10 protein-coding genes and 1 pseudogene are annotated in these 13,638 nt (G+C 42.8%); 8 read left to right on the top strand and 3 right to left on the bottom strand.

The window, feature by feature from the left end; genetic code table 11:
- The 5 genes from J2I48_RS08100 to J2I48_RS08080 all read left to right on the top strand — a co-directional run bounded on the left by J2I48_RS08100 (window position 1) and on the right by J2I48_RS08080 (window position 4,983).
- Complete coding sequence (locus J2I48_RS08100) at window positions 1-735, top strand: glycosyltransferase family 2 protein (protein ID WP_207334916.1); 735 nt, start codon at window positions 1-3, stop codon at window positions 733-735.
- A 72-nt stretch (window positions 736-807) separates the two neighbouring features.
- Window positions 808-1,584 carry a glycosyltransferase gene (locus tag J2I48_RS08095; protein WP_207334915.1) on the top strand — a complete coding sequence of 259 codons (777 nt, stop codon included), beginning with the start codon at window positions 808-810 and terminating at the stop codon, window positions 1,582-1,584.
- 83 nt (window positions 1,585-1,667) lie between these two features.
- A complete protein-coding gene (locus J2I48_RS08090) occupies window positions 1,668-3,002 on the top strand; it encodes an oligosaccharide repeat unit polymerase (RefSeq protein ID WP_207334914.1) in 1,335 nt (444 codons plus the stop codon).
- Between the two features lie 7 nt (window positions 3,003-3,009).
- Window positions 3,010-3,729: a glycosyltransferase family 2 protein gene (locus J2I48_RS08085; RefSeq protein ID WP_207334913.1), complete on the top strand. Its 720-nt coding sequence runs from the start codon at window positions 3,010-3,012 to the stop codon at window positions 3,727-3,729.
- 9 nt (window positions 3,730-3,738) lie between these two features.
- Window positions 3,739-4,983, top strand: a complete 1,245-nt coding sequence (locus tag J2I48_RS08080; protein WP_207334912.1) for a WcaI family glycosyltransferase — start codon at window positions 3,739-3,741, stop codon at window positions 4,981-4,983.
- Between the two features lie 22 nt (window positions 4,984-5,005).
- Here J2I48_RS08080 and J2I48_RS08075 read toward each other — a convergent pair whose 3' ends face one another.
- The 3 genes and pseudogenes from J2I48_RS08075 to J2I48_RS28225 all read right to left on the bottom strand — a co-directional run.
- Window positions 5,006-6,811 carry a hypothetical protein gene (locus J2I48_RS08075; RefSeq protein WP_207334911.1) on the bottom strand — a complete coding sequence of 602 codons (1,806 nt, stop codon included), beginning with the start codon at window positions 6,809-6,811 and terminating at the stop codon, window positions 5,006-5,008.
- Window positions 6,812-6,839: 28 nt separating this feature from the next.
- On the bottom strand, window positions 6,840-8,048 hold the full coding sequence (locus J2I48_RS08070; protein ID WP_229376021.1) for a hypothetical protein: 1,209 nt from the start codon (window positions 8,046-8,048) through the stop codon (window positions 6,840-6,842).
- A gap of 180 nt (window positions 8,049-8,228) precedes the next feature.
- Window positions 8,229-8,468: pseudogene (locus tag J2I48_RS28225) on the bottom strand (glycosyl hydrolase family 28-related protein); the annotation flags it as partial.
- 83 nt (window positions 8,469-8,551) lie between these two features.
- On the opposite strand from J2I48_RS28225, the gene J2I48_RS08065 reads away from it, so the two are divergent.
- The 3 genes from J2I48_RS08065 to J2I48_RS08055 all read left to right on the top strand — a co-directional run bounded on the left by J2I48_RS08065 (window position 8,552) and on the right by J2I48_RS08055 (window position 13,604).
- Window positions 8,552-10,399 (top strand): beta strand repeat-containing protein, encoded by a 1,848-nt coding sequence (locus J2I48_RS08065; protein WP_229375954.1) that lies wholly within the window; start codon window positions 8,552-8,554, stop codon window positions 10,397-10,399.
- A gap of 137 nt (window positions 10,400-10,536) precedes the next feature.
- Window positions 10,537-12,069, top strand: a complete 1,533-nt coding sequence (locus J2I48_RS08060) for a capsule assembly Wzi family protein (RefSeq protein WP_207334909.1) — start codon at window positions 10,537-10,539, stop codon at window positions 12,067-12,069.
- Window positions 12,070-12,224: 155 nt separating this feature from the next.
- Window positions 12,225-13,604 carry a sugar transferase gene (locus tag J2I48_RS08055; protein WP_207334908.1) on the top strand — a complete coding sequence of 460 codons (1,380 nt, stop codon included), beginning with the start codon at window positions 12,225-12,227 and terminating at the stop codon, window positions 13,602-13,604.
- Window positions 13,605-13,638 lie beyond the last annotated feature (34 nt).

Raw genomic sequence — 13,638 nt, 5'->3', positions numbered from 1 at the left:
ATGGGAAAACCACTTATTTCAGTGATTACAGTCGTTTATAACGCCTATTCAACACTAGAAGCAACTATCAAAAGTGTTCTGGACCAAAACAGAGAGTTGGTAGAGTATTGGATAATTGATGGAGGTAGTACCGATGGATCAATAGAACTGATCCGACGGTACGAAAATGATCTTGCAGGATGGATAAGTGAACCTGACAAGGGGATCTACGATGCAATGAATAAGGGAATAGACCGGGCAAATGGTGACTGGATCTATTTTTTGGGTGGTGATGATACCCTGCGGCCTGACATAGTAAGTCAGGTAAAAGCTGAGCTGAGTAAGAATTATATCATTGTATTTGGCGACGTATTATTTGATAATGGACACAGAATGCGCTCATTTTTAGGTCCAAGAACCATTTTCCAAAATACTATTCACCACCAAAGTGCATTTTATCATAAGTCAATATTTAACAATTATCGATATGATCCAACTTTAACAATTGCCTCAGAGTATGATATTCATTTAAAGCTTTATATACTCAAATCTCCTGTGTGTTACGTACCAATAATTATAGCTAATTGCGCTGTTGGTGGAGCTAGTAGCGATCTATCCCAGTCATTAAAGGAGACAAACAGAATTCGGATGCGGTATGTAGCGGGTAACTGGAAGAATAAAATTCTATCTGTATCTTTGGCATTGTACTACGCCCAAAAAAGGTTAAGATATTTCCTTTATGGACATCGCGTATAGTAAACATAGTTTTGAGCGATCAATAGCCGTACCTACTGTTTCAGCAAACATATTAATTTTATAAACCAAACTATGTATTCTCCTTATATTTCAATCATTATTACGGTACTAAATGGAGAGAAGACAATACGAGAATGTCTACTTAGTATTGCCAATCAGACCTTTCCTGACTATGAACTGGTGATTGTTGATGGAGGCAGTGAGGATCGCACGGTAAGTATTATAGGCGAGTATACAATCATAAACAAAACGGTGCGTATTATACCTGGTATAGGACTGTACGCAGGTTTGAATACAGGCATAAGTCTATCAACAGGCAAATGGCTCTACTTTATTGGCGCTGATGATGAACTACATACGCCCAACACATTGCACGCTGTAGCTAACTTTATTAGATCAGGCGAGGCCAGTACAAAGATATTCGTCGGCAGTGTAGAATGTGTTAAACAGGAAATTATGCTACGTCCACTATTCGGATCGCCTCATCTTATGCGTCATCAGGTACATCATCAAGGTATGTTTTATGACAGACAAATTTTTGATAAATTATTGTATAACGAATCTATGCGGATAGCATCTGATTATGAATTCAATTTAAAATTATCGCTGATGAATATACCTCATCAAAGCATGGATATTGTAGTATGCAACTTTGGTGGAGACGGCATCAGTGAGAATCAAATGCAACAGGGCTACTCAGAAATGCAGCAGATCCACAGTCAGTTGTTCAGTGGATGGAAGCGTACTTGGGCAATGGGTTATTTCTGGCTGCGGCGAAAGACAGGTGCAGTACTTAGAAAATATAATTTATTGAAAATCAGCAAAAATCTTAAAGATTTTTTTGGCTGACGACAATTCGTACACTCTTTCGAAATTCAAATGTTTCTCGTTTACAGCTTCTAATAATTAATTTTTAATTAAACAAGAAAAACATGGATGTCAACTATGAAATATTACCAATGATAATTCTTTTGACTAGTGCTTTTTTTGTTATTTATTTTTTAATGTACTATAGATTTATTTACTCTGTTTTAGATCCTCTATTTCTTTTTGTTTTCACGACTTCATTTGCTAGCGTATTGGCAATACAAATAGTTCCTACTGTCAAGGATTTAATCCACTTCTTTGTATGTCAATCTTCGGTATGGGCTGGATTCGCAATTGCTCATCATCGTACGAATTATTCATTCTCAGGAATTAATATTACAAATAAAGTGCATGAGTTTTCTGGTCAATCATTACTAAAATGTATAACATACATATTTCTAGTATTATATATTCTATCAAATTTGGTAATAGGTTATGTAAAAGGGTTTGCTTTACTGTCAGAAGCCCCATCTTCGGCAAAATTCGCTAATTTTCAAGAAGGATTTGGCTTATTTAGAAAGATGAACTGGGCCTTAGGTACGTTTACTATTATTTCTTTCGTTTTTTTGTATCTTATTCAAGGGGGAAAGAAATATTTTTTACTTATATTGATTGTAACTTTTTTCTCTTCTCTTGAAGGTTCCAAAGCAGCACTATTACAGATTGCAATTTCAGCCGGCATAGTTATTTATCACCCAATGTTTTCGGTTAGAAGGGAAGCACTTAAGAAATTTCGACGTTATATGCCCCTTGCTTTCATAGGCATATTTGGTGTAGTTTTTACAGTGCTTTTGAAAGAGAATGATGGATTAAATGGAGCTTTCTTGGCATTTGTCCGTCGGCTATTATATAGCTCAGATTCTTTAATTTATTTTTATACACCAGTCAACATAGATTATTTTGGTGGATATTCTATCGCTGACTATTTCGCCCGATTGGTTAATCCAATTTTCGGATTTCTTCGATTACAGCCTTACCAGGAAGCACTTGGCAATATTTTATACGATAATTTACGACCACCGGGTTCTGTAATAGAAAGCATTACTGTAGGCCCTAACGCACCGTTTTACCTAGAAGGCAGGATCTATTTTTATTACTGGGGGGCTTTTCCTTACTGCGCGATTGTAGGGTATTTGTATGGAGCTATCAGAATTTACTTTTTCTCTCTGATGCGTACAAGTGCATTCTACTTTGTCTTTATAGGAAGTTTTTGTCATTTTGCTCAAGCTATATTGGTAGATTCTAACCTTGCTGTAACTCAATTTTTCAATTTATTCTTTTTCACTATACCAATATTTATCTTAGTTAGTTTGTTACTTACGGGTAAGCTTACTGTGCGGTTTAATAAAAATCTGAAACGCTTTAAATTTAAAATACTTCATAAATATGATTCCAATTAGTGTTTGTATGGCCACATTTAACGGTGAACGTTTTATTCGCGAACAAATCGAGTCGATTCTCGTTCAACTTGGTCCTGAAGATGAATTAATAATTTCGGATGATGCGTCAACGGATGCTACGGCAGCAATTATCTCTCAATTCAACGACAAGAGGATTAAGTTATTTATCAACAAATCGCCTCGCTCTGCAACAAGAAACTTTGAAAATGCATTATCTCAAGCGAGTGGCGATCTTATATTTTTATCAGATCAAGATGATATATGGTTACCTAATAAAATAAATATTATGTTTCCCTATTTACAGAAGTACGATTTGGTCGTAAGCAACTGCGATTTTATCGACGAAAATGGCAAATCAATGGGAGAATCGTTTTTTATTAGCTACCATTCAGGTTCTGGACTATTGAAAAATTTCATAAAGAATACATTCTTGGGTAATTGTATGGCATTTCGTCGTTCTTTGTTACATAAAGCTTTACCTTTCCCTGAAGAATTGCATCGGGCCACCAAATACCTCATCTATCAAGATGTTTGGTTGGGATTGCTAGCTAATTCTTTATACAAAGTAATATTTATTCCTGAAAAGCTTTCGGGTTTCCGGAGACATTCCGGGAATGCTAGCCCAACCGAAATGAGCACTAAAAGTCCTCAGCCTTTTATCAAGAAGTTGAGGGGACGTACTTTGCTGGCTATTGCCTTGTTTAAACGAGTTTTTTCTGTCATTTAATTTTGCATCATGCGTATTCTGTTATATAGTATCAGTTATTCTCCCGAAGTGGCCGGATCAGGAAGATTTAATGGCGAACTAACTAAATGGCTTGCGGAACATGGCCATGAAGTTGACGTGATTACTGCTCACCCATATTATCCTGAGTGGAAAGTTAAAGATGAATATAAGGGAAAAGGCTGGTTCAATGAGAAATCAGGCACGTTGACCGTCTATCGCACCCCCTTGTATGTCCCTGAGCATGTTACTGGTGAGAGTCGAATTTTACACGAACTGTCCTTTGCTTTCAATTCCTTATTTCATTGGATCAAGCTGTTATTCAAGCATTATGACGTGTTCATAGGCGTTTGCCCACCACTGCAAGCTGGTTTAGTTCCCTATATATTTAGTCGGTTGAAACAAACGCCATTTGTCTTCCATATTCAGGATTTACAGGTCGATACCGCTCGTAATTTAGGAATGATCAAGAATAGGAGATTGATTAGTTTTCTGGACGGCATCGAGCGTTATTTGCTCCGCAACGCGGATAGGGTTTCAAGCATCAGTGAGGGGATGAAGCGAAATATCCTATCGAAAGGAACGCCACCTGAACGGTATCGGATGGTTGAAAACTGGGTAAACATCGACATGTTTCAACCGATGTCTATGGAACAGTCCCTTCGGGCAGAACTAGGTTTTTCGTCGGAGGATCAGCTTGCACTTTATGCTGGCAATATTGGCGAAAAACAAGGACTAGAGGTCCTCGTCGATGCTGCAGTACTGTTAAAAAATCATCCTGCTATTAAGATTATTGTATTTGGGGAAGGAGCCGCTCGTGAGCGTTTGCAGGAGGCGGCAAGACAGCAATCACTTGATAACCTACTATTTTTCCCGATTCTTCCTTATGAGCAAATGCCACGTGTGCTTGCTATGGCAGATATCCATTTGGTTGTACAGAAAAGGGCTGCCTCTGACTTGGTAATGCCGTCGAAACTGGTTGGTATTTTGGCTGCTGGTGGAGCTTCAATTGTTTCAGCAGATAGCGGCACTTCACTAAGTGATGTTGTTTTAGATAATCGCCTAGGTTGGGTTATTGAACCTGATCAAGGCGACAAACTGGCCAATGCCATCCTAATGGCACTTCACTCTCCTATGTTACAGCAATACAAACTTAATGCCCGTACGTATGCTGAGAACCATCTAAGCGAACACGCAATTCTCCCTCGCTTTGAAAAAATGCTTATCGAACTTGTTAATGGTCCCAAGGTAATCTAAATTCAGTAATTGACTGACCTTTTCATTTTGCAGAAAATCGGTAATTAAATCGTCTGTCAGGCGCGCTATCACCGTTTAAAAAAAATTCAGTTACTGCGTTCCATTTTTGCACATTATCCGCCCAGTGGAAATCAAACGAAGGGGCTAAACGCAAACCTACTATATGGCTGGGTATGCTTAATTCTAACCTATTTCCTGCTACCCTGTATGTTGCCACGCTTACAGATTGCCACTTTCCTTTTAGCCAACGGTGAACGCTGGTTTTATTGTTTTTACTAATCAGCCGGTTTATAACCAAATCATACCCTTCCCACCCAGTTTTTTTTGAGCGATCTACATCGATAAACAACAGCATCCAGTTCTTGTCCGTTGGTGTGCTAATTGGCTTGACTGTCTTAGCAAACACATAAACAAATTCTTTATCATATGTAATGCGGCTTTCTACAATATCATTTCTGCCTGTCCTGTTAATTAACCGGCTTTTGTTATCAAACCGAAGCCAATTGCGATGATACGTATCTCCTTGAGGATCAGTAAATACTGGCTTTACTCCTTGCCATTCGTCAAACTTACCGTCAATAACTATTGTCACTGCTGGTGTAGCCGTAATTGGGATAGTCATTCCCTTAAAGCGACGTATGTTGGCCACGAGTTGGTAGTAATAATTATCCGTATAACCACCTCTCATCGGTTCGATATCCCGATTAAACTCTTCATTATATAAGTCCTGAAAAAAGGTTTCCCCATGGCGTAGCTTGTGGTCAATAAAACTTTTAAATACTTGATTTTTATCGTTGGTATCTGCTACGTATCGTTGTGCAATCCATTCATTCCATCCCGTAACAAAAACAATTGCTGGATCAATGGTTAAAGCACGTTTCCATTGTTCGGCAAAATGACGTCCTTCACTTGTCACTAAACTTGTAGCGTATTGATTCAATTTACCTTCCCGACTGTTTGCATTACTTTTTCCAACACCAAATACAGGGTGACTTGCCACGGCAACCGGTATCTCTTCAGGTACACTGGGGTTTTTGATCCAGCCAAAATTCTGCGGCGTATTATCAAGCCACTGCCAATGACTGGGCTGGGATTTAGCGTCAGTAAATTGCCAGCTATAGCGCCAAGTAAAAAAACCACGTTGGGCAAGATCATCAATTTCTTGTTGTTTGCCTAAAATAAGTGGCTTCCCCTCCCATCTAAACCATAAATCTGAATACTGCTTATCTGCGTAGAAGTTGAAATATAAATCAGATACTGTTTCTTTTGTTTTATAATTCGTAACAAAACAGATGTAAGGCGTTGGCTGCCCTTGCTTCCGCATCTCATTTGAGATGGCGCATAGTTTTTTTAAAGTATTTAGATAAGTATCTCTATTAGTAACATCCATAAATAGGACATCAACTCCTGCATTGGTCAGCATGCTAAGATTGCGCCTAATTAACCAAGGATCATCTGCTCTGTAATACCCTGCTTCGGGTTCCCCCCACCAGTGGAAAGCACCAATTGGTCCGTAAGTAGGTTTTGTAGGGTTTTGTTTAAGTATTTTGGTTATGTCGTATAATTTCTGATTATATTCTCCGTGCCACAAAAAATAAAACAACCCAACATATTTATTAGCGCGTGATAGGCCTGTTTCAGATTGATTGGGTAATGAACGTCCAAGTGCGTCCGTAGCTACCCAGTTACTGTTATTCAGTACGCGGGCAGGAGAATTTTTTTGGTAAGCAAATCTTGTAACCCGTACGTTTGAAACAGATACGTGTATCCCTAAAAAGCCAACCAGTACACTGAACGACGTAATGGCAGTGAGCAGATAGCGCATCATAAATCCACTAAATTAAGACGTCACTTTATCACCGAAAAACTACTGAATCATTAACCAGAAAGTCGGCTTGCAGTTCTGCCTGACCATTGTATGTTATTGGATCCCCTGTACTTGTACCCGTGATACGGGGAGTTAGCAAAACCGAACCCACGCCGTTTGAAAAACTTGCGTCCATAGAAACACCAACAATTGACATATAAGCAGCGTTGGTTGTTGTCTGATCAAGAGTGATAATGGTAATCGATGTTGGGCTAAAGACACCGTTATAGCTTTGGTTGACAAGTATTTGCGCTTGGAAAGCTAATGATGCTGATGCCTGGGTACCGTATGATCCTGCACTAATAGTTCCATCAATCCAAATTCGATAACTACCTCCATTGGTGTTATTTATAGTCGTAGCACTCGCTAATGAAAAACGTAATATAGTCGTTTGTGTACCTCCCCGTGTTTGGCCCAAGCTGGCAAAATTTGTAAATAACTGTCTGATGCGCCCGCCTCGCTTCTCAAATGGTTGGTCAGTGTTAAACACTACATTGTCAGCCCGTTTCAGCAGATTGGATGTAATCACATTTCGGTTATCTACCACATCCGTACATGTAATCACTGAATTAGTTAATACTCCGTTTGCTTGTTGAGTCCCACCGGCCACGGGTGCATGGTACACTAAAAAACGGTTGCGTTCAGAGGCAACCGGCAAGCTTACTTGAAGCAACAGTCCTTTTACCCCACAATTTGTGACATCCACTAATTCAGTGGCTGGTGCACTACTGTTAGCTATTACTACTTTTAGCTCATTGCCCTCGAACCCACCAAGTAAAGCTCTTAATATTCTAGAAAATGATTCAATTGTTGCAAAAATTTTGAGATTAGTTGTGTATCTGACGCACAGTATTGCCGTTTCGTTGTTACCATTATTAGATGAAGCGCGACTTATATAGCCTTGAAAACTAATGCTGTTTGTGCCTATTAGCACTAGAGCTGGCTGCCTTCGTTCAATATTTTGGAGTGAAGTGCCAGTAATACTGACCACCCCCATTGAACCAACATCAGTTGGAAGAGCTTGAAAAGGGCTTGACACAGTGAAATTGGTGCCCGTTTCAGACAAATCCCGTGTGTTGGAGAAAATCAAAGAAGTGTTGGCTTTGAGAAGGCATTCATGGATAAAGAACTCTTCACTCCGAACATTCATCAAACCTATAGAACCAAACCCTCCATTTGCCGTCGGGGTGTCATTCATCTCAAAGTAGCAGTGTCTAATGCCACAGTTTAGCCCCCCATTAGTTGTTAGAGCAAACAAAACACCAGTAGTAGATCGGCTGTTGCGGTCTGATGTTAGAAACGTGAAGTTCTCGCAGCCTGACAGAGACGACCCGCTAAAATCAAATATGACCCCACCTGTACTACCATATATTATGGTGTTTAAATAAGATCCCCCGTCTCCAGTTAGCCATATTCCATTGGTGTTGGTTAGGTTGATTGGACTCGCCAAGTAATAGTAGCCGGCGGGAAAATAGACTGTGGCTCTATATGTAGCTGGTGAACCAGGCACCGCTGGACGTGACTTTGCATAATCGACAGCCCTCTGTATAGCCGCAGAGTCATCTGTAGCACCATCACCAACCACTCCGAATTGAGGGTCTTTTACGTTTACTGACATAGTAGACTAACAACAGACTGTACTCATCTGTTGTTTTTTTAAATGTGTAATAAGTTTACATTTGACAACAAAACTAAGCAGGCATGAAACAACTACTATTTGTCGCAGGATTTATTATTGCAGGATCGGTTTGTCAGGCGCAGACAAACTATGTTTCAACTTCCCCAAGTTCAGCTACTCCAGGCTCTGACAACACTCTGGTTGGGGTGGGTGCAGGAAACTTAAATATGAGTGGAGCCAGCAACTTGTTTATTGGTAGGGGCACTGGCATCCAGAACATGGCGGGTACGCAGAATGTGTTTTTAGGTGCCAGCGCAGGCAGCTTGAATACCTCAGGGCAAGGTAACTCTTTTGTGGGTTACTCTTCAGGTTTCAGCAACGTCGGTGGCAACAACAATACGTTCATGGGTTCGGGGGCTGGATATTCAAACGACGCTGGCTTCAGCAACCTATTCATCGGTCAACGCTCTGGCTACTTCAATACAGGAGGAAGTAATAACGCTTTTTTGGGCACTGGGGCAGGGTATTCAAATGGGAGCGGTTCAAATAATGCTTTCTTAGGTTCAGACGCTGGTTCGAGCAACACATCGGGTGGAGACAATGTATTCGCGGGGTCATTAGCTGGTTCAGGAAACTCCACTGGACAACAAAACGTGTTTGTCGGTAGTAAGGCGGGTTCTGTCAACACAGGATCTCAAAACACTTTTGTTGGCTTCGAGTCAGGTGCGTCAAACATAAATGGACTTGAGAACACCTTTATAGGTTATCACTCAGGTTTTAATAACGTCAGTGGTGTCAACAACACATTTATTGGTTATAGTGCAGGTCTGACCAATACGGGGATAAATAATACCTTCATAGGTCAACGAGCAGGAGCTAACAACACCACAGGTATTAACAACCTATTTTTGGGAGCAACTGCAGGAGCCAACAATGTGTCAGGAAGCGGCAATTTCATGATGGGTAATGCTGCTGGTAATGCTAACTCTACGGGTAGCGGCAACATCTACATTGGTGATGGAGCAGGCTTAAAGGGTAATACGTCCAATAATATAGCTATTGGGCAGTATGCAGGAAACAACTTTATTGGTAACTCAACAGGTAACGTTGCCGTTGGACAGGTGGCCGGAGCCTTTGGTAATAACACATCCAACAGCGTTTTTTTGGGCAAAGATTCGGGGATTCCACAGTCATTCAGCACCGTGCAGTTAGACAATGTAGTAACCCTGGGTGCTGGAGCGCAGGTAACGCAAGCTAACTCGGTGATTCTAGGCAACAACGCCAATGTGGGTATTGGTACTACCGCACCGGGTAATAAACTGGAGATTGTTAGTGCCGCCGCAGGCACCAGCGGGTTGCGCCTGAAAAACCTGACTACGGCTAACCCTGGCACTATTGCCACAGCTACGCGCTTCCTCACCGTAAACGCGAATGGTGACGTGGTACTGGGCAGTACAACTGGTGCCCGTCTGGGAGCCGACGGCGTTGATGGAAACTGGTCAGTAGAGGGGGCAAACCTAACGAATACTAACGCGGGAGGCGTAGTAATTGGTCCTGGTGTCAGCAAGACGCCGGCGGGCTATCGTCTCTATGTAAGCGAGGGCATCCTGACCGAAAAGGTGAAGGTAGCCGTGGCCAACACCAGCGACTGGAGCGACAAGGTGTTTGATAAACAGTATAACCTGCGTTCGCTGGCCCAGGTAGAGCAACACATCAACGCGCATGGGCATCTGCCGGGTGTTCCTTCTGCAGAAGAAGTGGTACGCGATGGTGTAGATGTGGGTAAGATGGATGCCAAACTACTGGAGAAAATCGAAGAATTGACTCTATACATGATCGAGTTGAAGAAAGAAACGCAAGCCTTACGCCTTGAAAACAAGCGTATTAAACAGCAGTTACGCCGTGGTGCCTCGTCAGGAACCCGTAAATAAATAATAGGGACGAAACACCCACACTGCATCGTTAAAAGGCCGAAGCCACCTCCACGGGGTGGCTTCGGCCTTTTTGCGGCTATCTTTGGTGGTTTGTATACTGGCATGTTTCATTCACTCACCGCAAAACGGTAACGATGCGTAGTTGGCTCAACATCTTCATTATCAATAGCTTCTGCTTAGGCTCATTCCAGCTTTATGCTCAGTCATCGGCCATCCGGGCACCGAACCAATATCAGGTTGAAGCGGGCGCGTATTTCTCTACATCTGGGCAAACGCCGTTTTGGTTGCGAGCTAATCAATATGGATCGGTTCCTTATTATACGCCTTCGGCTACTTTTCGTGTCGGCTTAGCTAGTGACTACGATACCACCCGACACGGCTTTGATCTAGGCTATGGGGTGGACGTAATTGCTAACGGTGCTAACTACGGTAATTTACCTCCTGCGTCGCCCGTGATTTTGCAACAGGCTTACGTCAAAGCCAGGTTTGGCATTTTTGAAGCCTACGCCGGTCGCCGCCGGGAGATCTTTGGCCTGGTCGATACGCTGCTGACCTCCGGTTCTTATACCTGGTCGGGTAATGCGCTACCAATTCCTAAACTGCAAATTGGCATACCCATCTTTACACCGATTAAGTTTACTAAAGGCTGGGTATCGGTTATGGGTATGTTTGCCCATGGCTGGTTGGGCGGTGGCACCTACGTTCGGCACGCCTTTTTGCACCAGAAGTCGCTGTTTTTCAGGCTTGGCAAAGCGCAAAGCACTTTTCGGGCTTACGGTGGCATCAATCATGATGTAGTATGGGGGGGTAGAAGCCCGGAACTGGCCGCCTTGGGTGTAGTTAACTCGGAACAGTTACCTGCCAGTTTTCAAGACTATTTGCTGGTTATTACAGGACTACGCACAGGTAGTCAATCCATTTTTACTCCTTCGCCGGGCATTACAGACTTTGACTTGACTAACCGCATCGGTAATCACTTGGGATCAGTTGACCTGGCTTTAGAAATCGATTTACGAAGGCATTCGCTGTTCATATACCGGCAGAACCCATATGATTCAGGTGCCCTCTTCTACCTCACCAGCATTGCTGATGGACTCAATGGCATTCGTTTACGAAGCAATGACCCAGATGCCGTGGTGCGCACCGTTCTGTTTGAATTCCTAAACATTGCTAATCAGGGCGGGCCTGAATTCGTCATCGACGACCCGGCGCGGCGGGGGCGTGTTAATTATTTTAACAATGCCCAGTTTCGTGACGGGTGGGCATATCAGCGGCTGACTGTCGGCACTCCGTTCATCAATCCATATTATGACCGTGCGGGAAATACATCCTTTGGTGGTTTTACCAATAACAATAGAATTTATGCCTGGCATCTGGCCGCCGCGGGTACGTTGCCCTGGCGTGGTGGCGTATTGCCAAAGGGGCTTTCTTACCAGACAAAACTGTCAGTGAGCCGAAATTTGGGTACCTACGACACACCCTTCCGTATGCCAATTACACAGGTATCCCTGTTTGGCCAATTGTCTACGGTAATTCATTCACAAGGAAATTTTGGTCAGCTTTTTGATGGTACCGAAGTGATCGGAAGAGTAGCCTATGATACTGGTGGACTGTACCAAGATTCTTTTGGGTTATACGTAGGCCTTCGTAGACAGTGGACAAAATAGTACTGACTTAAGTGCCGACTACTCAAAGATATAGCCTGTTTTTGGGCGTATGGCCTTACCTTTATCAATGATGACATAAGGCCGTTGCCTAAACCGTCTCACTGTGATCGTTTCAATGCCGTATATTTCTGGCGGCATCGTTGTTGACGTTTTGTATGAAGCATCGTTATTCCGTATTGCTGTTCCCACTACACGTTTTCTTTGATTTCGTGTGCCTTAATGCCTCATTCGTGGGTGCATATGGGTGGGCTTTTGGCAATATTGATGAGATTGCTCAGCCACCCTACCAATCGTTGTGGATTGCCTTTAACGTTGCCTGGGCAGCTATTATTCTGCTCACCCAGCCGTATGTGTTTCCACGTCAACTATTTAAGGCGGGGCCATTGATGAGGAAACTGCTGATGCTCACATCTGTCCATATGGCTGTTATTGCCCTGTTTTGGATGCTTTTTCAGAATGTGTTTTTCTCTCGAACTCAGCTCTTAATCACTTATTTACTTTTTCTGATTACGGCTGGTCTGTTTCGTCTGGGCGGCTTATTGTTTTTGCAGGAATTTCGTGCCAGAGGTTATAACAGTCGCCGGTTTGTGGTGGTTGGCTATGGCAAACTAGCGCAAACGATAACTCGCTTTTATGACGTACACCCCGAGATGGGCTTTCGTTTTCAGGGTTATTTTGATTGGTCTACACCCGAAAACGCGGGTCAATTAGCAGGAGATTATACACAACTAGCCGCCTTCGTCAAACGCGAAGGCATTGACTGCGTCTACTGCTGTATGCCTTATATTGATAACGTACAGTTGAAACAGATCGTAGACCAATCTGAACGACTCGATTTTCAGATTAAACTACTGGTCGATTTCAGGGGATTTTTGACAAAAGGAGCTTCTGTTGAGTACCACGATTTCCTGCCCGTTCTAAACTTATCGACGAAAGATCTCGACAGTTTTCGCGTGGCATTTTTAAAGCGCTCGTTCGATATCCTGTTTTCGGCAGGAGTACTGGTACTGGGATCACCGTTGTATGTGCTGGTAGGTCTGATTACCCGCTTTGCGTCGAAAGGCCCGGTGTTATATGAACAGGAGCGGATCGGGCAGCATGGTAAGCCCTTCATGATCTATAAGTTTAGAAGCATGTATGTCGACGCTGAGAAAGCTGGGCCTTCGCTCTCGCAGGGATTACTCGACAATCGTATTACGCCTTGGGGTCGGTTTATGCGCCAGACTCGCATTGATGAGCTTCCCCAATTTGTCAACGTGTTGAAAGGCGACATGTCAGTAGTAGGCCCGCGGCCAGAACGGCAGTTTTTCATCGATAAAATCGTGGAAATAGCGCCAGAATATACTGACTTATTGAAGGTGAAACCTGGCATCACCTCCATCGGACAAATACGGTTCGGCTATGCCGCTACTATCGAGGAGATGGTACAGCGGCTTCGGTTCGATTTGCTCTACCCAAAACGGCGTTCACTGATGCTCGATTTATGGATCATCGCACAGACACTCCGTGTAATGGCTCAAGGCCGGGGTAGGTAGTTAGGCTATTGCTAATTTTTTCTCAAACACTACG

This window comes from Fibrella aquatilis (assembly GCF_017353255.1).
Lineage (GTDB): Bacteria > Bacteroidota > Bacteroidia > Cytophagales > Spirosomataceae > Fibrella > Fibrella aquatilis.
Note: the sequence above shows the minus strand (reverse complement) of the source record. Positions and strands in the feature narration are given on the sequence as shown.

Coding starts and splice junctions, on each gene's coding strand:
- J2I48_RS08100 (WP_207334916.1), top strand. CDS start 1: ATGGGAAAACCACTTATTTCAGTGATTACAGTCGTTTATAACGCCTAT.
- J2I48_RS08095 (WP_207334915.1), top strand. CDS start 808: ATGTATTCTCCTTATATTTCAATCATTATTACGGTACTAAATGGAGAG.
- J2I48_RS08090 (WP_207334914.1), top strand. CDS start 1,668: ATGGATGTCAACTATGAAATATTACCAATGATAATTCTTTTGACTAGT.
- J2I48_RS08085 (WP_207334913.1), top strand. CDS start 3,010: ATGGCCACATTTAACGGTGAACGTTTTATTCGCGAACAAATCGAGTCG.
- J2I48_RS08080 (WP_207334912.1), top strand. CDS start 3,739: ATGCGTATTCTGTTATATAGTATCAGTTATTCTCCCGAAGTGGCCGGA.
- J2I48_RS08075 (WP_207334911.1), bottom strand. CDS start 6,811: ATGATGCGCTATCTGCTCACTGCCATTACGTCGTTCAGTGTACTGGTT.
- J2I48_RS08070 (WP_229376021.1), bottom strand. CDS start 8,048: ATGAATGACACCCCGACGGCAAATGGAGGGTTTGGTTCTATAGGTTTG.
- J2I48_RS08065 (WP_229375954.1), top strand. CDS start 8,552: ATGAAACAACTACTATTTGTCGCAGGATTTATTATTGCAGGATCGGTT.
- J2I48_RS08060 (WP_207334909.1), top strand. CDS start 10,537: ATGCGTAGTTGGCTCAACATCTTCATTATCAATAGCTTCTGCTTAGGC.
- J2I48_RS08055 (WP_207334908.1), top strand. CDS start 12,225: ATGAAGCATCGTTATTCCGTATTGCTGTTCCCACTACACGTTTTCTTT.